Source organism: Achromobacter aegrifaciens, assembly GCF_902859735.1.
GTDB lineage: Bacteria > Pseudomonadota > Gammaproteobacteria > Burkholderiales > Burkholderiaceae_B > Achromobacter > Achromobacter aegrifaciens.
On sequence record NZ_CADIJY010000013.1, the window covers coordinates 51198 to 78121 of the forward strand.

At 66.3% G+C, this 26924-nt stretch carries 23 protein-coding genes; 4 read left to right on the forward strand and 19 right to left on the reverse strand.

The features are described from left to right. Window positions 1–14: 14 nt before the first annotated feature. Window positions 15–1484, reverse strand: coding sequence for an NAD-dependent succinate-semialdehyde dehydrogenase (locus HV766_RS25015; protein WP_175182025.1), 1470 nt, complete (start codon window positions 1482–1484; stop codon window positions 15–17). 192 nt (window positions 1485–1676) lie between these two features. Here HV766_RS25015 and HV766_RS25020 point away from each other — a divergent pair, with 192 nt between their 5' ends. Next, the gene (locus HV766_RS25020) at window positions 1677–2567 is read left to right on the forward strand and encodes a LysR family transcriptional regulator (protein ID WP_054457650.1); all 891 of its coding nucleotides are present in this window, start codon (window positions 1677–1679) and stop codon (window positions 2565–2567) included. 26 nt (window positions 2568–2593) lie between these two features. Here HV766_RS25020 and HV766_RS25025 read toward each other — a convergent pair whose 3' ends face one another. The 7 genes from HV766_RS25025 to HV766_RS25055 form a co-directional block, all read right to left on the reverse strand. Then, entirely contained in the window at window positions 2594–3790 is a 1197-nt protein-coding gene (locus HV766_RS25025) for an ABC transporter substrate-binding protein (protein WP_054457651.1), read from the reverse strand. A 122-nt stretch (window positions 3791–3912) separates the two neighbouring features. Continuing rightward, a complete protein-coding gene (locus HV766_RS25030; RefSeq protein WP_175160864.1) occupies window positions 3913–5145 on the reverse strand; it encodes a dihydrolipoamide acetyltransferase family protein in 1233 nt (410 codons plus the stop codon). A 12-nt stretch (window positions 5146–5157) separates the two neighbouring features. Further along, on the reverse strand, window positions 5158–5859 hold the full coding sequence (locus tag HV766_RS25035) for a GntR family transcriptional regulator (RefSeq protein ID WP_054457653.1): 702 nt from the start codon (window positions 5857–5859) through the stop codon (window positions 5158–5160). Between the two features lie 6 nt (window positions 5860–5865). Further along, window positions 5866–6588 carry an SDR family NAD(P)-dependent oxidoreductase gene (locus HV766_RS25040; protein WP_054457654.1) on the reverse strand — a complete coding sequence of 241 codons (723 nt, stop codon included), beginning with the start codon at window positions 6586–6588 and terminating at the stop codon, window positions 5866–5868. Beyond that, window positions 6572–8782, reverse strand: a complete 2211-nt coding sequence (locus HV766_RS25045; protein ID WP_175182026.1) for an alpha-ketoacid dehydrogenase subunit alpha/beta — start codon at window positions 8780–8782, stop codon at window positions 6572–6574. Before HV766_RS25045 ends, HV766_RS25040 begins: the two co-directional genes overlap by 17 nt. Window positions 8783–8821: 39 nt before the next feature. Further along, window positions 8822–9595, reverse strand: coding sequence for an SDR family NAD(P)-dependent oxidoreductase (locus HV766_RS25050; protein ID WP_082401235.1), 774 nt, complete (start codon window positions 9593–9595; stop codon window positions 8822–8824). Between the two features lie 171 nt (window positions 9596–9766). After that, window positions 9767–11791, reverse strand: coding sequence for a TonB-dependent receptor domain-containing protein (locus HV766_RS25055; RefSeq protein ID WP_370540033.1), 2025 nt, complete (start codon window positions 11789–11791; stop codon window positions 9767–9769). A gap of 242 nt (window positions 11792–12033) precedes the next feature. Between HV766_RS25055 and HV766_RS25060 the strand changes: the two genes are divergently transcribed. Next, entirely contained in the window at window positions 12034–12741 is a 708-nt protein-coding gene (locus HV766_RS25060; protein WP_054457656.1) for a FadR/GntR family transcriptional regulator, read from the forward strand. Between the two features lie 36 nt (window positions 12742–12777). Here HV766_RS25060 and otnK read toward each other — a convergent pair whose 3' ends face one another. The 7 genes from otnK to HV766_RS25095 all read right to left on the reverse strand — a co-directional run bounded on the left by otnK (window position 12778) and on the right by HV766_RS25095 (window position 18915). Beyond that, the gene (otnK, locus tag HV766_RS25065; RefSeq protein WP_119450247.1) at window positions 12778–14034 is read right to left on the reverse strand and encodes a 3-oxo-tetronate kinase; all 1257 of its coding nucleotides are present in this window, start codon (window positions 14032–14034) and stop codon (window positions 12778–12780) included. Beyond that, window positions 14031–14939, reverse strand: a complete 909-nt coding sequence (gene ltnD, locus HV766_RS25070) for an L-threonate dehydrogenase (protein WP_125470487.1) — start codon at window positions 14937–14939, stop codon at window positions 14031–14033. Before ltnD ends, otnK begins: the two co-directional genes overlap by 4 nt. A 45-nt stretch (window positions 14940–14984) precedes the next feature. Then, window positions 14985–15959 carry a D-erythronate dehydrogenase gene (gene denD / locus HV766_RS25075; RefSeq protein WP_054457659.1) on the reverse strand — a complete coding sequence of 325 codons (975 nt, stop codon included), beginning with the start codon at window positions 15957–15959 and terminating at the stop codon, window positions 14985–14987. Then, window positions 15956–16756, reverse strand: coding sequence for a 2-oxo-tetronate isomerase (gene otnI / locus HV766_RS25080; protein ID WP_175182028.1), 801 nt, complete (start codon window positions 16754–16756; stop codon window positions 15956–15958). The genes denD and otnI overlap by 4 nt, the downstream gene beginning before the upstream one ends. Before the next feature lie 14 nt (window positions 16757–16770). Next, window positions 16771–17409: a 3-oxo-tetronate 4-phosphate decarboxylase gene (gene otnC / locus HV766_RS25085; protein WP_175160850.1), complete on the reverse strand. Its 639-nt coding sequence runs from the start codon at window positions 17407–17409 to the stop codon at window positions 16771–16773. A 178-nt stretch (window positions 17410–17587) separates the two neighbouring features. Beyond that, window positions 17588–18505 carry an NAD(P)-dependent oxidoreductase gene (locus HV766_RS25090; protein WP_054457662.1) on the reverse strand — a complete coding sequence of 306 codons (918 nt, stop codon included), beginning with the start codon at window positions 18503–18505 and terminating at the stop codon, window positions 17588–17590. Next, complete coding sequence (locus tag HV766_RS25095; RefSeq protein WP_054457663.1) at window positions 18502–18915, reverse strand: carboxymuconolactone decarboxylase family protein; 414 nt, start codon at window positions 18913–18915, stop codon at window positions 18502–18504. Before HV766_RS25095 ends, HV766_RS25090 begins: the two co-directional genes overlap by 4 nt. 284 nt (window positions 18916–19199) lie before the next feature. On the opposite strand from HV766_RS25095, the gene HV766_RS25100 reads away from it, so the two are divergent. Both HV766_RS25100 and HV766_RS25105 read left to right on the forward strand, forming a co-directional pair. Next, window positions 19200–19940 (forward strand): GntR family transcriptional regulator, encoded by a 741-nt coding sequence (locus tag HV766_RS25100; RefSeq protein WP_054457664.1) that lies wholly within the window; start codon window positions 19200–19202, stop codon window positions 19938–19940. A 42-nt stretch (window positions 19941–19982) separates the two neighbouring features. Continuing rightward, complete coding sequence (locus tag HV766_RS25105) at window positions 19983–20786, forward strand: N-acyl homoserine lactonase family protein (RefSeq protein WP_054457665.1); 804 nt, start codon at window positions 19983–19985, stop codon at window positions 20784–20786. 25 nt (window positions 20787–20811) lie between these two features. Here the strand turns inward: HV766_RS25105 and HV766_RS25110 are convergent, their stop codons facing one another. From HV766_RS25110 to acnA, 4 genes are read right to left on the reverse strand one after another with little or no spacing between them, the layout of a single operon-like run. After that, window positions 20812–21807, reverse strand: a complete 996-nt coding sequence (locus tag HV766_RS25110; protein ID WP_175182029.1) for a CobW family GTP-binding protein — start codon at window positions 21805–21807, stop codon at window positions 20812–20814. Between the two features lie 7 nt (window positions 21808–21814). Then, on the reverse strand, window positions 21815–22543 hold the full coding sequence (locus tag HV766_RS25115) for an isochorismatase family protein (RefSeq protein WP_054457667.1): 729 nt from the start codon (window positions 22541–22543) through the stop codon (window positions 21815–21817). 33 nt (window positions 22544–22576) lie between these two features. Continuing rightward, entirely contained in the window at window positions 22577–23938 is a 1362-nt protein-coding gene (locus HV766_RS25120) for a dihydroorotase (RefSeq protein WP_175182030.1), read from the reverse strand. A 29-nt stretch (window positions 23939–23967) separates the two neighbouring features. Beyond that, a complete protein-coding gene (acnA, locus tag HV766_RS25125; RefSeq protein WP_254593356.1) occupies window positions 23968–26667 on the reverse strand; it encodes an aconitate hydratase AcnA in 2700 nt (899 codons plus the stop codon). Window positions 26668–26924 lie beyond the last annotated feature (257 nt).

The following is a 26924-nucleotide window of genomic DNA, read 5'->3' on the forward strand; positions in this document are numbered from 1 at the left end:
TGGATCCGCGGGCGTCAGGGAATCGCGTTGAACGACTTGCCGGCAAGGCAGACGTACTTGATTTCCAGGAACTCTTCGATGCCGTACTTGGAACCCTCGCGGCCCACGCCCGACTCCTTGATGCCGCCGAAGGGGCCGACCTCATTGGACACGGCGCCGGTGTTCACGCCGACAATGCCGTATTCCAGCCCTTCCATCATGCGCCAGACCCGCTCCAGGTTGGCGGTGTAGAAATAGGCGGCCAGGCCCGAGGCACTATCGTTGGCGCGCGCCAGCACGGCGGCTTCGGATTCGAAGGTACTGATGCCCACCACCGGGCCGAAGATCTCTTCGTGCGCCAGCTCCATGGCATCCGTGATGCCGGCCAGCAGGGTCGGCTCATACAGCAGCGTGCCCGGCTCGCGCAGCTTGCCGCCCGCCAGGAGGCGCGCGCCGCGCGCCGTGGCGTCGTCCACCAGGCGGGCCACCTTGTCCACCGCGCGCTGGTCGATCAGCGGTCCTTGCGTAACGCCTTCTTCCAGCCCGCCGCCCACCTTCATGCGGCGCATTTCCGCCAGCAGCTTGTCGTTGAAGGCGTCTGCGACGCTGGCATGGACGTAGACGCGGTTGGCGCATACGCAGGTCTGGCCGGCGTTGCGGAACTTGGACTGCACCAGGCCTTGCACGGCCTCGTCCAGATCGGCGTCCTCGAACACGATGAAGGGCGCGTTGCCGCCCAGTTCCAGCGACAGCTTCTTGATGTTGGAAGCGCTTTGCTGCATCAGCAGCCGGCCCGTCTGGGTGGAACCGGTGAAGGTCAGCTTGCGCACCGTGGGGTTCTGCGTCAGCTCCGTGCCGATGGGCGCGGGGTCGCCGATGACCACGTTGAGCACGCCGGGCGGGATGCCGGCCTGCTCGCCCAGCCAGGCCAGCGCCAGCGCAGTGAACGGCGTCAGCTCGGACGGCTTGAGCACCACCGTGCAACCGGCGGCCAGCGCCGGACTGACCTTGCGCGTGACCAGGGCCGAGGGAAAGTTCCAGGCGATGATCGCCGCGCACACGCCCACGGGTTGCCGGATGGCCAGCATGCGCTGGTCGCCGCGGGTATGGGGCAGCACGTCGCCATACACGCGCTTGGCCTCTTCCGCGAACCATTCGACGAAGGACAAGGCGTAATTCAGCTCGCCGCGGGCTTCGGCCAGCGGCTTGCCCTGCTCCAGCGTCAGCAGCAGCGCCAGGTCGTCGGCGTGCGCCTCGATCAGGGCATGCCATTTCCGCAGGATGGCGCCGCGCTCCTTGCCCGTCCTGGCCCGCCAGGCCGGCAGGGCGTCATCGGCGGCCGCGATGGCGCGGGCCGTCTCGGCCTGGCCCAGATTAGGCACCGTACCCAGCACGCTGGCGTCAAAGGGATTGCGCACCGTAATGGTGGCGCCATTGTCGGCGTCGCACCAGGCGCCGCCGATGTAGGCCTGCTGCCGCAGCAGCTGGCTATTCTGCAGATTCATTTGTCTCGCGCTCCATCCATCATGCTCCGCACGGTCCGCGCTGGGGGGCCGGGCGAAATTTTTTGGGGAGGATAGCCCTGGCGCCCGCCTGCGCAACAGCAGTCATTAGCGATGCCGCCATCACCATCCGCGATGACAAGCCTGCCCATGGCTACAATGGAACTTCTCGTCCGCTTTCCCGCCCGTCCCGCCATGCGTCTCGATCCCACCTCCCTCAAGCTCTTCATCAGCGTGGTCGAGCAAGGCACCATCGCCGCAGCGGCCGAACACGAGCACATCGCCGCGGCCGCCATCAGCAAGCGGATCAGCGAGCTGGAAGAGAACCTCAAGATCCGGCTGCTCATCCGCACCAACAAGGGCATCCGTCCCACGCCGGCCGGCGTCGCGCTGTCCACCATGGCGCGGCGCGCCCTGCACGAACTGGATGAAATCTCGGTCCACATGCGCGACTACTCGCGCGGCCTGCGGGGCTTCATCCGGGTGCACGCCAATATTTCCGCGATCACCCAGTTCCTGCCCCAGGACATCAAGCTCTTCCTGAACGACTACCCCAACGTGCAGGTCGACCTGGAAGAGAAAATCACCTCGACCATCATCAAGTCGGTCGCCGAAAACGCAGCCGACGTAGGCATCTTTTCCGGCACCGCGCCAGACCACGACGTGGAAATCCACCCCTACCGCGAGGACACGCTGGCGCTGGTGGTGCCCGCCGACCATCCCCTGCGGGACAGGCCGGGCTTTCGCTTCGCCGACGCGCTGGAACACGATTTCGTCGGCTTGCACCGCGGCAGCGCCATCAACCGCATCCTGTCCAACGCCGCCAGCGATGAAAAACGCAACATCCAGCTCAAGGTGCAGGTCACCGGCTTCGACGCGCTGTGCTTCATGGTGAATTCGGGGCTGGGCATAGGCGTGCTGCCGCTGGACATCGCGCGCCGCTACTCGGCCATGTTCGACATCCGCATCATTCCCCTGACCGAACCCTGGGCGCGGCGCCAGATCCAGATCTGCGTGCGCTCCTTCGACGCCCTGCCCACGGCTGCCAAGCTCTTCGTGAACCACCTGAGCAAGCGCCAGCCCTGAACCCAGGCCGGCGCCTGCCTGCCACCCTACTGCTTGAGTTCGTCCGGCTTGATGCTGCGGCTGACTTCGTCGTCGACCGTGACCACCTTGCCATCGATCCAGCGCACCAGACGAAAATCGCGGTACGACAGCGCTTCGTGGTTTTCCTTGGTGAAGGCCGGCGCGTAGGTCTTGATCACGCCGTCTACCTTACCCAGCTTGTCCAGCGCCTGCTGCACCTTCTCGCCGTCGGTGGAATTGGCCTGCGTCATCGCCGCCGCCAGGATCTTGACCGAGTCATAAGCGTGCGCCGCGAACACATAAGTCGGCAGCTTGCCGTCCTTCTTGATGATGGCGTCGTAGAGCGCGCGCGATTGCGGCGTGGAATCCTCGGTGATGGAGGCGGTGAAGATCATCTTCTTGGCCAGCTCCGGCCCCGCGATACGCAAGAACGGCGGACTGAGGTTGGCCCAGGAGCCGAGCGTGACCGGGAAGTAATTGATCTTTTCCTGGCTGCGCATCAGGTGGCCGTTGGCGTCAGCCAGCGCATACACGATGACCGTGTCCGCGCCCGCGGCCTTGATCTTGTTCAGCTGCGACGACATGTCCGTGTCCTTGGGACCGAACTTCTCGTTGGCCACGGGCGTGATGCCGTACAGGCTCAGCACATGCGCCGCATCCTTGGCGCCCTGCTGCCCGTACCCGGTGGTGTCGGCGATGATGGCGATCTTCTTGTTCTTGGTGGCCTTGGCGGCGTAGGCCGCCAGGAGCGTGATCTGGTCCAGGTCGCGCATGGACACGCGGAAGACGTAGTTGGCCGGCTCCTTGCCATAGCGGTTGGTGATCTCCGTGGCCGTGGCGGACGGCGAAATCGTCGGCACCTTCTTCTGCTGCACGATGTGCAGCCAGGCCAGCATATTGCCGGAGTTCACCCCACCCAGCATTGCCACGACCTTCTCGTTGTCCACGAGTTCGTTGGTGTTCTGGATCGACTTGGGCGGCGAACCCACGTCGTCGCGCGGCACGATGACCAGCTTGCGGCCCAGCACCCCGCCCGCCGCATTGATCTCCTCGGCGGCCTGCCGCGCCCCGGAGAGGGCCGACACGCCGAAGTCGGCGGAGCCGCTGGCGGACATATCGCTGTTGTAGCCAATCTTGATGTCGGCCTGCGCCCAGGCGCCCGGCGCCAGGGCCACGAAGGCCGCCGCGCAGGCAATGCGGATTAGCTGCTTCTGCTTACTCATTACTTTGTCTCCTGACTAGATGTAATGCTGCTTCGACTTGCTTCCGCCATCGGTCTGTGCGCCGTTCGCGGTCCACCCTGCGCGCTGATGCCGTGGATATCGTCCAGGTCCCGCCCAGGACGCTAGAGAATCAATTCGATCGGATTCTCCAGCAATTGCTTTACCGCCCCCAGGAAGCGCGCGCCCAGCGCGCCGTCCACCACGCGGTGATCCGCCGACAACGTAAGGCTCATGACGTGGCCCACGCGGATGTCGTCGCCGTCGACCACCGGCTGCCTGACCACGGCGCCCGCGGCCAGGATGACGCTTTGGGGAGGATTGATGATGGCGGCAAACTCGCGCACGCCATGCATGCCCAGATTCGACAGCGTGAGGCTGCCGCCTTCGTATTGTTCGGGTCGCAAACGGCCACGGCGCGCCTGTTCCGCCAACTGCGCGATCTCGGTGGAGAGCTCGCGCAGGGATTTCCGGTTCGCGTTGCGCACGATGGGCGTGATAAGTCCGGACTCCAGCGCCACGGCGATGCTCAGGTCCACCTGGCCCAGCTGCACGATGCCTTCGTCCGTCCATTGCGCATTGATGCCCGGGACTTGGCCGGCCGCCCGTGCCACCGCCATCGACAGCAGATCGTTAAGGGAATGGCGCATGGGCTCACGCGCAGACTCGCTGCGCGCATTCAATGCGGCACGGGCGGCCAGCAGCGCGTCCATGCGGCAATCCACCGTCAGGTAAAAGTGCGGCACCTGCTGCTTGGACTGCACCAGGCGGCGCGCGATGGTGGCGCGCATGGAACTGTGCGGCTGCAAGCCGGCGCTGGAGACCGGCGCGGCGGGGGTAGCCCCGGATTGTGCGGATGCCGCGGCGGCATTCTCGATGTCGATCCGCACGATGCGGCCGTTCGGGCCGCTGCCGGAAAGCGTGTGCAGGTCCACGCCCAGCGCGCGCGCCAGGCGTCGCGCGGATGGGCTGGCGAACAGGCGCTGCTCCGCCAGGCCCGAACGATCCCCGGATGGCAGGTCGGCCGCAAGGGCAGGACGCGTGACGGCCTGGGGAGCCGCTGCTGGCGGGTTCGCGATTGCCGGTGGCGGACTGGCGGCCGGCTGCATCGCACCGCCCCGGCGCAGCAGCGTCGCGATGACGCCGCCTACCGGTACCTCGGCATCGCCCGCGGGCACATGGATGCGGTCCAGCACCCCATCGTCCAGGGCTTCCAGTTCTATGACGGCCTTGTCGGTCTCGATCTCGGCCAGGATATCGCCCACCTTGACCGTGTCGCCGGACTGCTTCAGCCACTGCAGTATCTTGCCCTGCGTCGTGCCCGCGCCTATGGCGGGCATCACGACCTCGATATCCATGTCTTACTCGCTCTATGTGTTGGCCAGATTGCCTGTCTTCTCGATGTACAGGGCTGCGTCCGATATGTCCGCCACGATGGCCGCGCGCGCAGCTTCGCCGTCGCGGCGCTTCAAGGCGTCCAACAAGGCGGCGTGGTGGCTGAAGGATTCCCAGCTTTCGGACTTGCGGTCCTTGCTGCCCATGCTGAGTGAAAACAGCGGCGCGATCTGCAGCCAGATGTTCTCTATCATCGTGACCAACAGAGGCATTCCGGCCGCCTCATACAGCGTGAAATGCAGATTGCGGTTGGCCTCGATGGTCTTCAAGGTATCGATCTTGCGTTGATGCCCAAGTTTGTCGAACTCGTCGGCGTAGCGCTGTATGCGCGCCACGGTCGCATCCGTCATGATCTGGGCCGCCTCGGCCGCCGCGAAGCCTTCCATGCAGCAGCGGATGCGCACGATCTCGCGGAACTTGGTCAGGCCGGGCTTGGGCACGCGCAGGCCACGGCTGGGCAACATTTCCAACGCCCCTTCGGCGACAAGTTTGTTGACCGCTTCGCGTACCGGCATGGGACTGGTGTTAAGCACCGAGGCCAGCCCGCGCAAGGTGACTTTCTCTCCCGGCGGCACGGCGCCGCTCATCAGGAGTTCACGGGTCCGTTGATAGATCTGATCCGCGACGGTGACGCGTTCCTGCTTTTCGAGCAGGCCTTCCAGTGTGCTGTTGTCCATGTCGTCTCAATTCATGTAGACGCCACCGTTCACGTCCAGGGTGGCGCCGCAGATGTAGCTCGCGCCATCGGAACAGAGAAAGGCGATGGGCAAGGCGATTTCGCGAGGCCGGGCTATGCGCCGCAGCGGAATTCTATTCGCATCGAAGGCCTGCCCACGGGTCATTCCCGTCTCGGTCGCGCCTGGCGCGACGCTATTGACGGTGACGCCGGAATCGGCCGCCTTGCGGGCCAGCCATTTGACGAAAGCCTGCGTGCCGCCCTTGGCCGCAACGTAGTGTGGACTGGCGGCCAGCCCTCCCATGCGCGCGGCGACGGAAGACACCAGCACCATGCGGCCGGCGCCCTGCGCGCTCATCTTCGCCAGCACGGCGCGCGTCAGGTGCATCAGCCCCAGCAGATTGACGTCGATGACATGGTGGAAGACCTCGTCCCAGCCCGCCTCGTGCCAGTCGTCCCAGGGACAATAGCCCGCATTGGCCACCAGCGCGTCCAGGCGCCCGATGTCGGCCACGGCCGCCTCGGCGGCGGCCCGGTCCGTCACGTCGAAGGCGATGGCGCGCGCCGGCACGCCCTTGGCTTGCAACTGCGCAACCAGTTCCTGCGGTGGTTCGCGATCGGCCAGCACCAGCGATGCGCCCTGCTCGCCGCAGACTTCGGCGGTCGCGCGGCCGATGCCGCCGGCCGCGCCGGTGATCAACACCGTCTTGCCCTCAAGCGCGCGCGGCATGAGCTTGCTCCTGTTGGCCGACCGAGAACGCACTGTCGGCCTGCATTTCACGAATCAGGGCACGGATGTCGTCCTCTCCCGCCAGCGCCGCGCGCTCCAGCGCCTGCGACACCACGGGAGGCGCCCAGCGGCCGGTGACGCGCTTGACCGGCTGGTCCAGGTAGTCGAAGTAGCGCCGCTGGATCTCGTCGGCGATCAGCGCACCCAGGCTGGCGCCGCGCGTGGTCTGTTCGACGATGGCGACGCGGCCCGTCTTCATGACGGACCGGCCGATGGTTTCGTAATCAATGTCCCGCTGCGACAAGGTGCGCAGGTCGATGACGTCGGCGCGTATGCCCGCCTCTTCCACCATGCGGCAGCATTCATCCACCATGGTCAGGGTCGTCAGCAGTGTGATCTGGTCCCCCTCGCGTACGCGCTTGGCGCGGCCGATGGGGATGTAGTAGTCCAGGTCCTTGGGCACCAACGTCTTGCGCTTGTGCAGCTGCTGCGGCTCGATGACCAGCACCGGGTCTTTGCAGCGCAGCGCCGAGTTCATCAGGCCCACGTAATCGAAAGCATTGGACGGCGCCACGATGCGCCACCCCGGAAACAGCGCGAACACGCCTGCCGGGTCCATGGAATGCTGCGAGCCATAGCCTTCCGGCCCGGGGATGCGCGCGCGCAGCACCAACGGCACTTCGGCCGTGCCATTGAACAAGTGACGGATCTTGCCGGCCTGGTTCAGCAGCTGGTCGCCCGCCACCAGGAAGAAGTCGCTATACATCAGCTCGACCACGGGCTTCAGGCCCGACAGCGCTGCGCCGGTGGCCAGGCCGCAGAATCCGTTCTCAGTGATCGGAGTATTCACCAGCCGGCCGGCGTATGTCTCCGTCAGTCCGCGGGTGGCGCCCACGGTGCCCCCGCCCATGTTGGCCACGTCCTCGCCGAACACGTGGATTGTTTCGTCTTCGGCCATGCGCGCGCCCATGGCCCGCGAGATCGCCTCGATGTAGGACAGGGGTTCCATCTCTTCGGCGGCATAGTCCTCCGCCTCGGCGTAGCGCACGCCATCGAACTCCGACATGTCGCTATTGAGGTGTTCGTCCACGCTGGCCGCCGCCGGCCAAAGGCCGGCGCGTATGCGGGCCGACGAGCCTGCGCCTTCGATGCAGGAGGCGGCGGCCGCTTCCACCGCGTCCGTCACCGCGGCGTCGACGGCCGCCAACTCTTCCTCGCGCAGAATGCCGCGCGCCTTCAGTTCCTGTTGCAGGAACAGCCAGGGATCGCGTGCCTTCCACGCGTTTTCCTCTTCGCGCGTGCGGTAGCCGAAAGCGCTGCCCGGAATCGAAGAACTCTGGTGGTAGTAACGGTACACCTCTGCCAGGACGAAGGCCGGGCGCCCGGTGCGGACGATATGGTCTTGCGCCCAGCGCGTGGCCAGCCAGGTGGCGAACGGGTTCATGCCGTCCACCTTGACTCCGGCGATGCCGTGGCCCTGCGGCCGGGTCAGCAATTCCGTCTCGAAAGTGGATTGCTCCACGCTCATGGAGACGGCGTACTTGTTGTTCTCCAGGAAGAAGATCATGGGCAGGCCGTACAGCGCCGCCAGGTTCATGGCTTCGTGGGTGGCGCCCTGGTGCACCGCGCCGTCGCCGAAAAACGTGACCATGGTCTTGCCCGAGCCACGCTGCTTTTCCGCGTAGGCGTGGCCGCAAGCGATGGGAATGCCGCCCGCGACGATGGCATTCGTGCCCATGATGCCGAGCTCCGCGCGGCGCAGGTGCATGGAACCGCCACGGCCGCCGGCCCAGCCGTCCTTCAAACCCAGGATCTCGTGCATCATTCCCTGGATTTCCTGGCGCATGCGCAGCGTCAGGCCGGCCGCGGAGGGGTCCAGGTCGCCGTCGTAGAGCGCGTTGATGGCCTTTGCAATGCACTGGTGATGCGCGCGGTGCGTGCCATTCATCAGCGTGCCGACGGGCAGTGCGGCGATACAACCGGCCGCGGCGCCTTCCTGGCCGATGCTGGAATGCGCCGGCCCGTGCACCAGGTTCAGCTTGTCCAGCTGCAGGATTTTTTCCTCGAAGCGGCGCGCGGCCAGGAACAGCGTCGTCAGGCGCAGGGCGTCGGCGCGTGTCAGCTGCGCCCAGTCGCTCTCTTCCACCACCAGTTCGTGCACCGGCGTCTTCTGCCGGATTTCTTCGAGTTGCATGCCGTCCCCTCGTTGTGCTTTGCGGCCGCCGCGCGGCGTTCAGATATGCGCGGTCACGCCGCCGTCCACCACCACGCTGGCGCCCGTCATGAAGTCGGACGCGGCGCTGGCCAGGAACAGGGCGGGTCCGACCATGTCTTCCGGTTCGCCCCAGCGGCCCATGGGCGTGGTCGCCACGACGCGTTCCGCGTGGCCAGGAATGTCTACCCGCGCCTGGCGCGACAGCGCCGTGTCGATCCAGCCGGGCTGGATCACGTTGACGGTGATGCCATCGGCCGCCCAGGCGCAGGCCAACGAACGGGTCAGCTGCAGCACCCCTCCCTTGCTGGCCGAATAGGCCGCGGTCATGGCGTTGGACGCCAGTGCCAGGATGGAGCCGATGTTGATGATCTTGCCCTTGCGGCGCGCCTGCATGGATGCGTGCACGGCCTGGCACATGTTGAAGCTGCCCTTCAGATTGATGTCGATAATACGGTCCCAGACGTCTTCGGCGTACTGCTCCGGACGCATGCGGGTATTGACGCCGGCGCAGTTCACCAGCACGTCCACCCCGCCGAAGGCGGCCACCGCCTCGTCCACCACCGCGGCGCACGCGGCGCGATCCTCCACCTGCAGCGCGTAGCTTCCGGTCTTGGCGCCGGATCCGCGCAACTCGGACGCCAGCGCGTCGAGCTTTTCCCCCGCCAGGTCGGTCAGCACCAGCGTCGCGCCCGCCTGGGCATACGCCCGGCTGAGCGCGGCGCCGATACCGCCTGCCGCGCCGGTGATCAAGACAATCCTGCCTTCGAGATCGAACAGTTCGTGCTGGGCCATGCTGCGTCCCTTGTTTGCTATTTTTGATATGTGATCACAAATCAAATTCTAGGAACGGCTTTGAAGGCCGTCAACATGCCTGCCATCGGGGTCTACCCGTAGAACGAAAAAAATGGCGGAACGGGGACATGCCCATTCCGCCTTGGAGGCATCCGCCAATGGCTGGAAAAATCAATACGTCATGCGCACGCCCAGCAGCACGCTGCGCCCGGGCAGCGGCGCCACCGTCGAAATGAAGGACGCGTGGTTGTACGCCAGCTTGTTCAGCAGATTCGTGCCGCGCAGGTAGACCTCATAGCCCGTGGCGCCATATTGGCCGCGGTAGGCCACCACCGCATTGACCATGTTGTAGCCAGGCGTGGTCTCCTCGTAGGCAGCGATGTCCTTCTGCGCAAACACGCGCGCGTACTCGACGCCGCCCGACCACTGCTGCCACTTCATATCCGCGCGCACGCCGGCGCGCGCTGCCGGGATGCGCGGCAGGTTGCCATCGCCGCCCGTCAGCTTGCCGCGCACGTAGTCGCCGAATACCGCAGCCGAAAACACCGGGGTGAACTGGTGGCGCAGTTCGCCCTCCACGCCCGTGAACTCTGCGTCGCGCTGGGTGTACTCGATCAGACGAAAGTCTTCGTAGCGGTCCAGCGTGTTGGCATAGATGTAGTTCTTCACGCGATTGTGGAACACGCTGGCCGAGAACGTCGTGTCGCCCGAATGCTTGCGCAAGGTCAGGTCGATGTTGTGCGAGGTCTCGCGGCCCAGGTTCGGATTGCCCAGTTCGTAGGTGTTGGTGGCCAGGTGCACGCCGTCCGCATACAGTTCTTGCGCGGTGGGCAGGCGCTGCGAGCGCGACAGGGACAGGGCCACCGAATACTGCGGCGCGAAGTCCCAGATGGCCGCGGCCGACAAGGACGTGCCGGACAGGCTGCTGCGCTGCGCGCCGCCCGTGGGCGAGATGCGCTGCCAGTCCTGCCGCGCGCCCAGTTCGAAGCGCCAGTCGTTCAACTGGTACTCCTCCAGCACGAACAGGCCGTATGAGCGCGTCTTGCTGCGCGGCAGGAACGCCTCTTCGCCATCGGCGCGGAAATCGCTGTAGGCATTCTGCACGCCCACCACGCCGCGCCAGCCTGCGATGGGCTTGTGCTGCATTTCCACGCGCAGGTCGTAGCCCTTGTTCTTGAAGCGAGTGCCCACCTCGCCGCCTTCGATTTCGTCGTGCTGGTAGTCGGTCAGGCCGCCGCGCACGCGGATTTTCTCGAAGCCCGCAAACGGATCCTGGTACTCGGCGCGCAGATCGAGGCGGTTGCTGCGCAGCTTCACGTAAGGCACGCCGCCGTGTTCGTGCTCATGGTCGTGATCGTGGCCGTCTTCGTCGTGGTCATGATCATGCCCGCCGCAATGCAGATGAGTACCGTGCGGGTGGCAGCCTTCGTATTCGTGGTTATGTCCGGGCAGGCCGTACTTGCTTTCCAGATGCGTGAACGCCAGGCCGACGTAGCCGCGCGGCGTGATCCAGGACATGCCCACCGTACCCTGCGTCGACTCGCTGTACGAACCTTCCAGCTTGCCGCCCGGCCAATCCGGCACGTCATAGTCGCTGGTGCGGCGCTTCAGGCCTTCCACGCGCACCGCGAACTGTCCTTCGCCCGCGGTGATACCCACCGCACCCGCACGTTCCTTGGTGCCCGTGGCGCCGCGCAGCTCGGCCTCGGCTTCTATGCCTTTTTCCGGCACCGCCGTCGGGATCTTCTTGTCCACCACATTGACCACGCCGCCGATCGCGCCGCCCCCATACAGCAGCGTTGCCGGACCGCGCAGCACTTCGATGCGTTCAGCCAATAGCGGCTCCACCGTCACCGCATGGTCAGGAGAGATGCTGGACGCGTCCATCACCTCGGAGCCGTCGGACAGCACCTTTACCCGCGGCGCAGTCTGGCCGCGGATCACGGGGCGGCTGGCGCCGCCGCCGAAGGTGTCGCTGTTTACGCCGGGCAGGTTCTTCAGCGTGTCGCCCAGGGTGCCGTTGCGCTGCTCGATCAGCGCGTCGCCTTCCAGCACCGAGGCCGGCAAGGTGGTGCTGTTCAGGTCCAGCCCCAGCGGGTTGGCGGAAACCGTGATCGGCGCCAGCGTCCTGGCGGCCGAGCGTTCCGCCGCGGCTTCCGCGGCTTCGTCGGCCTGCGCGGCGGGCGCAGCCAGCATCAGCGCGCAGACCAGAGGCTTCAGCGCACCCCGGCGGCCCGCCCGCAGGGCAACCCTGCCGCCGCGTTCCCTCTGCCACCCCAGTTTCTTGCCATTCATCATCGCCCTCTTTCAAATGTTATAACGTACCAAATAATTGACGAATGATATAACATTTCGAAAATGACGCAAGCTTGCAGACGCAGTGAATGTACCGCTGCCGCTCATGGCCGGGCCGGCACGGGCGCGCGTATCATAGGGCGATGGTGTTCCCCCGACTTCCGACTCCTCCCACGCTGACCGACACCGTCGCCAAGCGCCTGCTCGCCGAGATCGACGGAGGTCGCGTGCCGCCCGGGGAAAAATTGCCCACGGAAAGCGCGCTGGCGGAGCAGTTCGGCGTCAGCCGCACGGTCATCCGCGAAGCGGTTTCGCGGCTGCGGCAGGACGGCATCGTCGAAGCGCGACAAGGCAGCGGCGTGTACGTCACCGGCCACGCCGGCAACCGCGCTCTGCGCATCGACGCCGCCGATCTGTCCTCGCTGGACGCCGTGCTGCATATCGTGGATCTGCGCCGCGCGCTGGAAACCGAGATCGCCGCGCAAGCCGCGGCAGTGCGGAAAAAGCAGGACATGGCGGAGATCGACGCCGCGCTGGCCGCCATTTCGCAGGCTGTGGAAAACGGCGGCGACGGCGTGCAGGAAGACGTCGCCTTCCATCGCAGCATCGCCCGCGCCACCGGCAACCCCTATTTCCTGACAACCCTGGCCTTCGTCAGCCAGTTCCTGGAAGCGGCCACGCGCGTCACGCGCGCCAACGAGGCGCGCCACGCCAGCCTGATGCGCGACGTACTGCAGGAACACATCGCCATCGTCGAAGCCATACGCGGCAGGGACGTGGACGGCGCGCGCGAGGCCGCGCGCATCCATATGGTGAATGCGGCCAAGCGGTTGAGCCAGGCGCACCGCTAGACGGGAGCGCCGCGGCGCATGCGCTGCGGCCGGCGCCTAGCCGAATGCCTTGATGAAGAAATCCCGCGTGCCGAAGTTGCCTGATTTCAGCGCGATGCTGATGTCGCCTTGTGCCGCGGGCGCATGACCGGAGCACCAGGGAACGCCGGGATCGATCTGCTCACCGATGGCGATCTGCTGCAGTCCCAACGCCTGCACCACCGCCCCCGAGGTCTCGCCGCCCGCCACGATCAGTTGCCGCACGCCGCGTTCGACCAGACCCGCCGCGATGCGCGCGATGGCGTCCTCGATCATGGCGCCCGCGCGCGCAGCGCCAAGTTCGCTCTGCGCCTGCCTCACCTGCGCGGGCTGCGCGGTGGAGTAGATCAGCACGGGGCCATCGTGCATGCGCGCATCGGCCCAAGCCAGCGCCTCGCCCACGACGTCGTGACCCGCAGCCAGCCGCCGCGGATCCAGCGCCAACGCCGGCCGGCCGCTTTCAATGAATGCAGCCACCTGGCCATTGGTTGCCGCCGAGCAACTGCCCGCCACCACCGCCTGCAAGCCGCGCTGGCGCGGTTGCCGGGCGTCCGCGGACGCCGCCGCCAGCCCCCAGTTGCCGGGCAGTCCGATCGCCACGCCCGACCCCGCCGTCACCAGCGGCATGCCGGCAAGCGCGGGGCCCAAGGCCAGCAGGTCGTCATTGGACACGGCGTCCACGATGGCGATCCCCACACCCTGCGCCTGCAACTCTTGAATGCGGGCGCGGATGGCCTCGCTACCGCGCGCCACGACGCTGTAGTCGATCAACCCGACTCGGCGGGAAGTCTGCGCGGACAGAACGCGCACCAGATTCGGGTCGGTCATGGGCGTCAGCGGATGGTGCTGCATGCCCGATTCGTTCAGCAGCACATCCCCTGCGAACAGATAGCCTTTGAACACCGTGCGCTTGTTGTCCGGAAAGGCCGGCGTGGCGATGGTGAAATCCGTGTCCAGCCGCGTCATCAGCGCATCGGCGACCGGCCCGATGTTGCCCTCGGGCGTGCTGTCGAAAGTGGAGCAATACTTGAAGTAGATCTGTTCCGCGCCCTGCGCCAGCAGCCACTCCAGCGCCGCCAGCGACTGCGCCACGGCCTCGGCCGCGGGCAGCGTGCGGGTTTTCAGCGCGACCACCACCGCATCCGCCGCGCCGCGCAGGGGTTCGCCCGGTATGCCTACGGTCTGCACGGTGCGCATGCCGGCGCGCACAAGGTTGTTGGCCAGATCGGTGGCGCCGGTGAAGTCATCGGCGATGCAGCCCAGTTTGATGCTCATTTGGCCTCCGGCAGGGCGATGCCCGGGAATATCTTGATCACCGCACTGTCGTCCTCGCGGCCGTGGCCGGCGCTGGAGGCCTGCATGAACATCTGATGCGCGGTGGAGGCCAGCGGCAAGGGAAAGCGGGTATGCCGGGCGGTGTCCAGCACCAGCCCCAGGTCCTTGACGAAGATGTCGACCGCGGAGAGCGGCGTGTAGTCGCCGGCCAGCACATGGGCCATGCGGTTCTCGAACATCCAGCTATTGCCCGCGCTATGCGTGATCACTTCATACAGGGCGTCCGCGTCCACGCCTTCGCGCAGTCCCAGCGCCATGGCCTCGGCCGCCGCTGCGATGTGCACGCCCGCCAGCAGCTGGTTGATGATCTTGACCTTGCTGCCCGCGCCGGCGCGGTCGCCCAGGCGGTAGACCTTGCCGGCCATGGATTCCAGCACCGCGCCGCAGGCGTCATAGGCCGCCGCGCGCCCGGCGGTCATCATCGTCATCTCGCCCGAAGCCGCGCGCGCGGCGCCGCCCGAGATGGGCGCGTCCAGGTACAGGATGCCCTGCGCTTCGAGCCGCGCCTCCAGCGCGATGGACCAATTGGGATCCACGGTGGAACACATCACGAACACCGCCCCCGGGCGCAGCGCGGCGGCAAGGCCGCCTTCCCCGTACAGCACCTCCTCGGTCTGCTGGGCGTTGACGACCACGCTGATGACGATGTCGCAGGCGGCCGCCATGTCGGCCAGGGTGGCGCAGGCCACGCCGCCCTGCACCGCGAATGCCGCGCAAGCTTCCTTGCGGATGTCGTACACGTGCACGTCGTGGCCCGCCCGGCGCAGGCTTTGCGCGATGCCCGCGCCCATGGCGCCCAGGCCGATGACGCCGACTCGGCGGGATGGGGTTTGAGGATTGCTCATATCGTTGGCGGCCCGGCTACGGTAGGAATGGAGAGCTGCCGGCGCTCAGCGCGGCAGGTCGTCGGCCATGTAGGCGCGGATGATGTCCGCGAAGTCGGCGTCGCCGCGCAGGCCCAGGCGCTCGGCCCGAGCGGTGTCCCAGCGTCCAGGCCAGCTGCCCACGATGCGCTCGACGCGCTCGTCAGGCTTCCAGCCGACACGGCCGGCGACCTCCTCGCCCGCGACCTCTCGCAGCGCTTGCACCATTTCGCTTGCCGTGACCGACACGCCAGGCAAATTGATGGGAGCGCGGTCCGCGACGGCGGCCGTCTCGAGCTCGCAGCCGGCGATCAGGGCCTGTATCGCGCCGCGCGGCGACAGCAGCCACAGGCGCGTATCGGCGCTGACCGGGCAGGCGGCCTCCAAGCCGTTCAATGGTTCGCGGATGATGCCGCTGGCAAACGACGACGCCGCCGCATTGGGCCGCCCCGGACGCACGCTGATGGTGGGCAGGCGCAGCACGCGCCCGTCCACGTAGCCGCGCCGCGTGTAGTCCGCCAGCAGCAGTTCGGCAATGGCCTTCTGCGTGCCGTAGGACGATTGGGGATTGAGCGCGGTATCGTCGCGCACGGTGTCGGGCAGCGCGCCGCCGTACACCGCGACCGAACTGGTGAAGATTACCCGCGGCTTGTGGCCCAGCGCGCGGCAGGTTTCGAGCAGCGCGCGCGACGCGTCCAGGTTGATGCGCATCCCCAGGTCGAAGTCCGCCTCAGCCTGCCCGCTGACGATGGCGGCCAGATGGAAGATGGCGCGGGTTTGCGTGTCAATGGCCTGCCGCAGCATCGCGGGGTCGGCGATATCGCCAAGCTGCGCATGGATGCGCGGATCGTCCGGCCCCTGCGCCTGCACCACATCCAGCAGGTCGATCCGCGTGATGGCTTCGGGCTTGCCGCCATCCAATGCCAGCGTGCCGCGCTCCAGCAACTTGCGGGCCAGGCGCTGCCCCAGGAATCCGGCGCCGCCGGTGATGAGTATCTTCATATCGCGGTATGCCCCGTGTGTGTCAGATAGGGCCGGGCCCAGCCCAGCCCGGCGGAGGTGCCGGCCCGGGGCCGGTATTCGCAACCGATCCAGCCGGCATAACCCAACGCATCGATCTGTTCGAACAGATATGGATAGTTCAGCTCTCCCAGGTCCGGCTCGTGGCGGTCGGGCACACCCGCGATCTGGATGTGGCCGATGCCCGCCATGTCGCGCTTGAGCTTGACCGCGATATCGCCTTCCACGATCTGGCAGTGGTAGATGTCGAACTGGACTTTCAGATTGTCTGCGCCGACTTCGGCACAGACGGCTTGGGCCTCGTCCTGGCGGTTGAGAAAGAATCCCGGAATGTCGCGCGTGTTGATCGGCTCGATCACCACCGTCACGTCGGCGGATGCCGCAGCGCGCGCGGCCCACACAAGGTTCTCCAGATAGACCGCGCGATGCGCCGCGCGGTCCTGTCCGGGCTGTATCAGCCCAGCCATCAGATGCAGCTTGCGGTTGCCCAGCGCAGCGGCATATTCCAAGGCTTGGTCGACTCCGCGCCGAAACTCGCTTTCACGGCCTGGCAGCGAGGCTGTGCCGCGCTCGCCCGCGGCCCAATCCCCGGGCGGCGCGTTGAACAGCGCCTGGGTCAACCCTTGCGCTTGCAGCCGCGCCTTGAGTTCGGCTGCCGGGTACTCGTAGGGAAACAGGAACTCCACTCCCGCGAATCCGTCCCCCGCGGCCGCGGCAAACCGGTCCAGGAAAGGATGCTCGGTGTACATCATGCTGAGATTGGCGGCCAGGCGCGGCATCGCGATTCCTTGATTCAATAGCGCGCGCCGAACACGTCGCGCAGTTCGTCGATCGCCGCCGCGCTCAATGGCGCCGGCCGGGGATCGCTCATCAGCCACAGGCGGGCGGTTTCTTCCAGTTCTTCCAGCGCGTAAGCCGCATGCGCCACGGAACGCTCCCACACCACCGGCCCCAGGCGCTCGAATAGCGCCCCGCGCACCTCTCCGGCCACGGCGGCGACCTCGGCTGCGGCCTGCGGGTCGCCGGGACGGCGATAGGGGATCAGCGGAATCCTGCCGACCTTCATGACCTGATAGGGCGTGATCGGCGGCAGCACTTCATCGGGCCGCCATACGCCCGCGAGCGTCAGCGCCACCAGATGCGTGGAATGCGTATGCACGATGCCGCGAGCGCCGGGACTGGCCTGGTAGATGCCGCGATGCAGCTCCAGCGTCTTGGACGGCTTGCCGCCCGAAACATGCCTGCCCGCCGCATCGACCTTGGACAGTTGGACGGGATCCAGCCTGCCCAGGCAGGCATCGGTCGGCGTGATCAGCCAGCCATCGTCCAGGCGCGCGCTGATGTTGCCGGCGGCGCCCACGGTATAGCCACGGTTGTAGAGGCTGGCGCCTACGGCGCAGATCTCTTCGCGGATGCGGGATTCTTCGGTCATGGACGCCCGCCGGCCGGACAAGGGGCGAGCATGCGTAATGTGGATGCCAAGGGCATGACGACGTTGCCTTCCAAGAGTGAAGTCATAATGTCATCATACAAATTTGCCGTAAAGCACAGTGCCAGGGTAAACACTGAGCGATAGGACGCGGCCGGACGCCAACCCGGCCGCAACGGTTTCAGTCTTGCTGCCTGGCGCCCAGCTCCACGCCGGCCAGTTGCTCGGACAGGCGGGCGACGGCGGTGTGGTCCTGGCCCTTGCCCAGCGTCTTGCCGGCCGAGGCCCAAAGTTCGCGGCACAGCGAGGCAAACGGCGTGGGCGTGCCGGTGTCGGTCGCGATGCCTAGCGCAATGCCCAGGTCCTTGACCATCAGGTCCAGGCCGAAGCCCGAATTGAACTGGCGCGACAGCACGAACTGCTTGAACTTCTTCTGGGTGGAATTGTTCATGCCGGTCGACGCGTTGAGTACGTCGACGATAACGTTCGGATCCAGGCCGAACTGCTGGCCGATCAGCATGGCCTCGACGCCGATCAGGAAGCCGCCTGCCGACACCAGGTTGTTCAACGCCTTCATGGCATGGGCGCTGCCCACCTCACCCACGGGCGTGATCGTCGTGCCCATGCTGGACAGGGCCGGACGCACCCGCTCCAGCGTCGCCGCGGGTCCGCCGTACATGATGGCCAGTTCGCCCGTGCGGGCGCGCGGCACGCCGCCGGAAACCGGCGCGTCGACCATGACGCCGCCAGCGGCGGCCACGGCCTGCGCCAGGCGCTGGGTATGCGCCGGCACGCCGGAACTCATGTCCACGACCACGCTACCCTGGTGCAAACCCGCCAGCACGCCCTGTTCGCCGTTCAGCACCTGCTCGACGATCGCGCTGGTGGGCAGCATGGTGAAGATGATGTCGGACTGCGCGGCCAATTCGGCGCAGGTGGCTGCGGCCTGGCCGCCTACTTCCTGGGCGAACTTGGCGGCCTGGCCGGGCACGGCGTCGAACACCGTGACCGCAAAACCGGCCTGCACCAGGCGGGCCGCCATGGGCCAACCCATGCTGCCGATGCCGATCAGGCCCACCCGCTCTTGCGGGGCGTTCATGCCTTGGACTCCTTGAAAGCGCCCTCTTCTTCCAGCACCTGGTTGGCGACCTTGAACGCGTCCAGCCCCGCCGGGATGCCGCAGTAGACCGTGGCCTGCAGCAGGATTTCCTTGATCTCCTCGACCGTCACGCCGTTGTTCAGCGCGCCCTTGACGTGCAGCTTGATCTCGGCCGGGCGGTTCAGCGCGGTCAGCATGGCCAGGTTGAGCATGCTGCGGGTCTTCTTTTCCAGACCGGGACGGCCCCAGGTATAGCCCCAGCACCATTCGGTGGTGATGTGCTGGAAGGCCATCATGAATTCGTTGGCGCGGGCGATGGAGCCGTCCACGTATTCCGTGCCCAGCACTTCGCGGCGCAGGTTCAGGCCTTGGTCGAACAGGGCCTGGGTTTCGGATTTGATGTCTGCCATGAGTTCCTCTTGTGATGGGGTGACGGGCTTTGCAGGGGATTTACGCCCACTGTTTTGTCTGATTGTCCGGCAATTTTCCCGCGATCGTCAATAGTCTGATTGTCTGACAATCTGCTTGACTGAAAAAATAGTGCACCTCATAATTTGCCGCAGGGCATGCCCCGCGAGCACGACCTGCCAACGGGATATATTGCGTCTTTACATTGACACGGCGGTCCGCCGCGACGAGGCCATGAGCCTGCGCCGCCGCTCGAACCCGCCGCCCGGATAAGCGAGAAACAGCAATGGCCAGCCAGACAGGCGCGGTATTCGAAAAGCCCAGCACTCTGCGCATACGCGTCGAGGAGTTCCTGCGAGCATCCATCATGGACGGCCGGCTCAAGGGCGGAGAGCGCCTGCGCGAACAGGAGCTGTGCGATCAATTGGGCATCAGCCGCAGCACCCTGCGCGAGGCGCTGCGCACCCTGGAAGCCGAACGCCTGATCTCCATCGAGCCACACCGCGGCCCTACCGTGGTGCGCATCACCGAAAAGGCCGCCCGTGACCTCTATGCCCTGCGCGGACTGCTCGAAGGCTATGCAGCGCACGAGTTCGCCCGGCTGGCAAGCGACGCCGACATCGAGCGTCTGGGCAAGGCCGTCGACGCCCTGCACCGCCAGGCCAAGGGCAGCAATAAGGCCGCCCTGCTGGCGGCCAAGCGCGAGTTCTACGACGTACTACTGAGCGGCTGCGACAACGATCTGGTCAAGGACATGCTGCCCGGCCTGCTGTCGCGCATCAATCTGCTGCGCGCCACCTCGTTTGCACGCGCCGACCGCCTGCCGGAAAGCATGGCCGAGATCGATCTGATCTTCGAGCACATCCGGGCCCGGGATCCGCAAAGCGCACAGAACGCCGCGCAAAGCCATATCGCAAACGCGGAACGCACTGCGCTCGAGGTGCTCAAGCGCCAGCAACAGGAGACTTCCCAAGGTGAAGACGAGCGTCCAGCAACCAAAAAGCGGGGCGCCAGCACTGCAGGGTAGCGAGTTCATCCCGCCCGTCCTGCGCGCAACCGGAGCCATCGCATGACACTGCCCCACTACGAGGTCTACGCCCTGCGCTACGCCACGGTAGCGCGGCAGCGTAGCCAGAACTTCATCACGCCCCCGGATCCGCACGACGGCCCGATGCCGATGGATTACTTCGTCTGGGTCATCCGCGACGGCCAGCGCGTCTACCTGGTGGATACGGGCTTCAACGAGGCCGCAGCCCGGGCCCGCGGCCGCGAGTTCTTGCGCTGCCCGATTGAAGCATTGGAAAAGCTGGGTATCGCGCCCGCGGACATCCGCGATGTCATCGTCACACATCTGCATTACGACCACGCAGGCAACATCCGCAAGCTGCCGCAGGCCCGCCTGCATCTGCAGGAAAGCGAGCTGCACTATGCCTGCGGCTGCAACATGCGCTTCGACATGCTGCGCCACGCCTATGCAGTGGAAGACGTGGTCGACGTGGTACGGGGCGTGTACGACAAACGCGTGGCGTTCTACCATGGCCACGACGAAATCGCACCGGGCCTGCAACTGCTGCACATCGGCGGCCATACCCGCGGACTGCAGGCGGTGCGCGTGCACACCGCGCGCGGCTGGATGGTGTTGGCGTCGGACGCCAGCCACTACTACGACAACATGGGCCTGGACGCGCCGTTTCCCATCGTCGACAACGTCGCCGACATGCTGGCGGGCTACGAGATCCTGCTGAAGTTCGCGGAATCGCCCGAGCACATCGTGCCGGGGCACGATCCTTTGGTCAGGACACGGTATCCGGGACTGGCCGGCGCGGATACGGAAGTGGTGGCGTTGCACCTGGGAAACGGCGCGCGCCCCTGAACGCCAGCGCGCCAGCGGCGCGGCATCACAATCCCAGCGGCCGAATCGCCTCGTCCACTTCTTCCGCCGACATGTCCTGCACGATGAGGACCATGGCGCCCGCCCGCTGCGAGCCTTCCACTCCCTCGACAGGCTCGGGCACAGAAAAGACATGCCGCACGCCATGGACGGCGCGCAGCGTCCCGTCCGTCCAGCGCAAGAGCCCTTTCGCGCGCAACAGGCGGTCGCCGACCTGGCGCTGCATGTGCCGGGTCCAGCGCGCATAGTCCTCCCAGCCCACCGGCTGGCTCTGCGTAAAGGCGTAGGACACGATTCCGTAGCGCAACACGTGCGCCAGCGGCCCTGCGGCTGGCGCGGCGTTCAGCGCCGCAGCATCCAGATGCTCGGCGCGCAGGTCGTCGAACAGCGCGGGCGCTTCCTCATCCACGGTGTCCGGCGACACCGCGCGGATGGGCGCGCTGGCGTTGTAGCCGCGCAGCGCAGCGCGCATCGTGTCTATCGCAGCCTCATCGGCCAGATCGGCCTTGGTCAGCGCGATGCGGTCGGCGATGGCGATCTGGGTACTGGCTTCGCGGTAGGCGTCCAGCGTCGACAGGCCATGCAGCGCGTCCGCCGTCGCCACCACGCCGCCGAAGCGGTAGTGGCGGGCGATGAGCGGATCCGCCGCCAGCGTATTGATGACCGGACAAGGATCCGCCAGCCCCGAAGTCTCCACCACCACGCGCGTGAACGCGGGAATCTCGCCGCGCTGGCGCCGGTAATAGAGCGACTCCAGCGTGTCCTGCAGCGAACTGGTGGCTGCGCAGCACAGGCAGCCGGAATCCAGCAGCACCACGTCGGTGTCATCGGCCTTGCCCACCAGCATGTGGTCCAGGCCGATCTCGCCGAACTCGTTGATCACCACCGCCGTATCGGCAAAGCGCGGGCTGCGCACCAGCCGCGACAGCAGCGTGGTCTTGCCGCTGCCCAGGAAACCCGTCAGCAGGTAGACCGGCAACGGTCCGGCGGCGGTCGCGGACATGGGCGGCTCAGGCCTGTTCCGCCGCGGCCGGCGCGGGCAGGTTGCGCAGGTAATCCTGCACTTCGCGCGACGGGATCACATCGGCGTACTTGCAGTTCAGGTCGAACAGGCTCATCGCATGGCTGGCCTGGAAGCGGTCGAACGCAGCCTCTTCGGGAATGATGACCTTGAAGTTGTACGAATAGGCGTCCACCGTGGTGGCGCGCAGGCATCCCGAAGACGTGCAACCCACCAGGATCAGCGTGTCCACGTCCAGGAAGTTCAGGTGGCTCATGAAGATGGTGCCGAAGAAGCAGGACGGCTTCTGCTTGGTGATGCGGATGTCCTGCGGCCGCGGGGCCAACGGCTCCACGGTCTGCGTGGCATGGGTGTTGGCCAGCACGGTCTTCTCGCCACCGCGATGGTTCTTGCCCACTTGCACGCCGCTGTCCAGAAGGTCGGCGCGGCGGCCGCTTTCGGTATAGAAGACCGGTATGTTCTTGTCGCGCGCCAGCTCCAGCAGCGGCACGATATGCGCCACCGCGTCCCAGGCCTCCCGGCCGCAATGGGTGCGGTACTGCTTCAGGCCTTCCAGGATGTCCTGGGGCGTATCGCCGCAGAAGTTGTACTGCACGTCGATGATGAACAGGGCCGGACGCTTGCCGAAGCCGCCACGCTTGCCGTAGCCGGCCTGCGCCAGCACCTGCTTGTCGCGTTCAGTCAGAAAGTCGTCCCAGATTCGCTTGGTTTCGCTCATGGTAGTGCCTGCCAGAAGAGGAGTAGGTTCAGTTCAAAGACGCTTGAGATAGCGGCCGCCGGGATTGCTGCGCGCGGCATCGGTAATGCGGCCGTCCAGCGCCACAGTGCGCCCGCGCACCAGGGTGCGCACGGGCCAACCCTTCAGGGTCATGCCCTCGTAAGGGGAGTAGTCGGAATTGGATTCGAGCGTGGAGGGATCGACGGTGCGCTCCAGATCCGGATCCACCAGCACCAGATCGGCATCCTTGCCGATCTCGATGCTGCCCTTGGCAGGCATGCGGTAGATGCGGGCAGAGTTCTCCGCGCTGACTTTCATCAACGTTTCCAGCGGCACGCCGCGGCGGTGATAGCCTTCGTGCAGCAGGATCGGCAACATCAAGCCGGTGCCGGGAAAGCCGTTGCTGGCTGCCCAGATGTCGGTGTCCTTGGTGGCACGCTTGCGCGGCACGTGGTCGGTGCCGATGGTGGTAATGGAACCATCCAGCACGCCCTCCCACATGGCGTCCACGTCGGCCTGGCCGCGCACCGGCGGATTGACCTTGGCATAAGTCCCTGCGGGCGATTCGTCGTTCAGGAACAGGTAGTGCGGGCAGGTCTCAACATAGATCGGCGGCGCGTCCGGCGTGCGCCGGTGGCGCCGCGCCTCGTCCAGCGCCTCGCGGCTGCTCAGGTGCACGATGTTGACCGCGGCGCCGGTCTTGGATGCGAAGTAGCAGACGCGGTGCACGTTCTCCGCTTCCAGGAAGTCCGGGCTCTGTTCATTCCAGGCCTTCAGGTCGTCGCGGCCAGCGGCGCGCAGCGGATCCCGCAGGACGGGAATCACTTCCACGTTTTCACAATGCACGCCCATGATCGCGCCCGGGATCGCGGCGGTAGCGCGCAACGCCGAATACAGCAGGCCGTCGTCGATATCGGTAAAGCCCTTGGACAGCCCTGCTGCGCCCTTGTACATCATGTAGAGCTTGTAGGAATTCACGTTGAAGCGGCGCGAAATTCCCTCCAGCGTCTCCACGTGCAGATTGCTGGTGATGCCGAAATGGAAGCCGAAATCGACGCAGCTCTGCGACAGCGCGCGGTCGCGCACCTTGTCGAAGGATTCGCGGATATCCGCCGAGCGATGAAACGACAGCACGGAGGTCGTGCCGCCGAGAGCAGCGAAGCGCGACTCGGTTTCGAAGTCGGTCTCGGGCGAGCCGAATCCGAAATGCACGTGCGGATCGATCAGACCCGGCAATACCCAAAGCCCTTGGCAATCTATGGTCTCGCGGGCCTCGAATTGCGCGCCTGGCTCGGCGATGATGGCAATGCGACCGTCGATGACGCCGAGTACGCCTTCGGTCAGCCCCTGCTGGGGCAAGTACAGTCTGGCATTGGTAAGCAGCAGATCCAGCATGATGTGGTTTTCCCGATAGATGCGTGTTTTCAGCGATGGGCCGCGTCAGCGGCCTGCGTGTCGTTCAAAAAGCCGTTGAGGACGCTGGCAGGAATGCCGCCCTCTGCCATGAGTTTGCGTTCGGCGCGAGTGAGCACCTGGGCGTAGGCCTGGAAGACGATGCGGCGCTCGCCGTCTTCGGCGACGACGGTGATGGGCTCGCCCTTGCGCACACCGTCAGCCACGTTGTCGAAACGCAGGGTTTCCGCCCCGGTCAGGCCCAACTGGCGCCAGCCCTCGCCCGGGGCGAAAGCCAGCGGCAACACGCCCATGCCCACCAGATTCGCCCGGTGGATGCGTTCAAACGATTCCGCGATCACGGCGCGCACGCCCAGCAGCGCCGAACCCTTGGCGGCCCAGTCGCGGCTGCTGCCCATGCCGTAGTCCTTGCCGCCCAGGACCACGCTGGCCACACCCTCGGCGCGGTAGGCTTCGGCCGCGTCGACCACCGCCATGCGCTGCCCGCTGGGAAAATGGCGGGTCACCCCGCCCTCCACATCCGGCACCAGCGCATTCTTGATGCGGATGTTGGCAAAGGTGGCGCGGGTCATCACATGGTGATTGCAGCGGCGCGCCACATAGGTATTGAAGTCGCGCGACGCCACGCCCTTGCCGATCAGGTACGCGCCAGCCGGCGTATCCGCCGGGATCTCGCCGCTGGGCGAGATGTGGTCGGTCGTCAGCGAATCGCCGAACGCCGCCAGCACGCGGCCGTGCTTCAGGCTGGCTTCCAAGTCTGCCAGGGCATCGCGGCCGGGCTCGGTCTTGAAGAATGGCGGCTCGACCAGGTATTGCGATTCCGGGTCCCAGGGAAAGCGCAGCCCCGAGGGCGCCTGCAGGTCGCGCCAGATCGCGCTGTCCAGGCTCGCCGGGTCATAGACCTCGGCGAACAAGGCAGGATCCGCGGCCAGCGGCAACAGGGCCGCTATCTCTTCCTGGCTGGGCCAGACGTCGCGCAGATAGATCGGCGCGCCATCGGAGCCCGGCCCCAGCGGTTCGCGTTCGAAGTCCAGGTCTATCCTGCCGGCCAGCGCATACAGCACCACCATGGCCGGAGAGCCGATGTAGTTGGCGCGCAGCAGCTTGTGAATGCGGCCTTCGAAATTGCGGTTGCCGGACAGCACCGCCGCGGCCACCAGGCCGCCCTCGGCGATGGCGTCTGCCGCCGCGGCGTCCAGGGGGCCGGACTTGCCGCCGCAAGTCGTGCAGCCATAGCCGATCACGTGAAATCCCTGCGCCTGCAAGGCCTGCAGGAGGCCGGCGGATTCCAAATAGCGCGTGACGGCGCGCGATCCCGGCGCCAGCGAACGCTTGACCCAGGCGGGCGGCGTCAGCCCCAACGCCAGCGCCTTTTTCGCGACCAGGCCCGCGGCCAGCATCACGCCAGGATTGGACGTATTGGTGCAAGAGGTGATGGCCGCCAGCGCCACGGAGCCATGGCCCAAGGAAGCGCGGCTGGGCGGATGCGCGGCCAGCGCGGCGGCGTCCACGCCGAACCCGCCTTCCGTCAGGGACTGACCCAGGCGGCGGCGGAAATCCGCCCCGACCTCGCCCACGTCCATGCGGTCTTGCGGCCGTCGCGGACCCGCCACGCTGGGACGCGCCGCCGACAGGTCGATCTCTATCACCCGGCTATATGCGGGCGCCGCGTCGCCGGCATCGCGCCACAGGCTGTTGGCGCGGGCATAGGCTTCGATCAGCGCCAGTTGCTCGTCGCTGCGCCCCGTCATGCGGGCATAGTCCAGCGTGCGGGTGTCTATCGGGAAAAAGCCGCAAGTGGCGCCGTACTCGGGCGCCATGTTGGCGATGGTGGCGCGTTCCGGCACGCCTAGCGCCTGCGCCGCAGGGCCGAAGAATTCGACCATGCAGCCCACCACGCCCGCCGCGCGCAATTGCTGCGTGATCAGCAGGGCGGCGTCGGTGGTGAGCGCGGGCGCCTCGATGGCGCCGCGCAGCCGCACCCCCACGACCTCCGGGATCGGGAACGTGTAGGCATGGCCCAGCAGGGCCGCCTCGGCGTCGATGCCGCCCACGCCCCAGCCCAGCACGCCCAGGGCGTTGACCATCGGCGTGTGCGAGTCGCCGCCGATGACGAAATCGGGATAGGCCCAGTCGCCGTCCGGCCGTGACTGGCGTATGACCACCGGCGCCAGGTACTCCAGGTTGACCTGATGGATGATGCCGATGCCCGGCGTGATGACCCGCAGACCCTTATAAGCCTGCTGCGCCCATTTCAGGAACCGGTAGCGTTCGTCGTTGCGCTCGAACTCGCGGCGCAGGTTGCGCTGCACCGCGCCTTCGTCGCCCCAATGGTCGACCTGCAGGGAATGGTCCACGATCAGGTCCACCGGAATCCGGGTGTCCACCCGCGCCGCGTCCCCGCCCGCCTGGGCCACCGCGTCGCGCAGCGCCGCCAGGTCCTGCAATACCGGCAGGCCGCTGGAGTCCGGAAGGATCACCCGCGCGACATGCAGCGGCAAGTCGGCGCCGGCATGCGCGCGCCAATCCCAGAGCCTGCCGATCTCGTCCTCGGACACGGCGGCGCCCCATGCGCGATGGCGCAGCAGGTTCTCAAGCAGCACGCGGATGACATAGGGATATGCGTGGATGTCGCGCCCCGCGGCTCGGGCGGCGGCGGACAGGTGCGCGTAGCGCAGCGTCCTGCCGCAACAGGGGAAAGACTGGATCATGGCAGCGGTAATCGGGAAAATCTCAACTGAGCCCATCTTACGGCTTACGAAATAATAGTGTCAACACTATAGGTCGTCTCTGAACCGACGATGGATGCGTCAAATACAGTTTTGCATAGCGTCATCGAAAGTGTAGATACAAGAACCACCCCCCTAGAGCTAGGGATAACCCCGAAAAGTCTCTGTAAAATGGGCGAAACATCAATGGCGACGCCTGTAATCCGGTATCGCCGCCACGATCCTGTCAACTCCAAAAG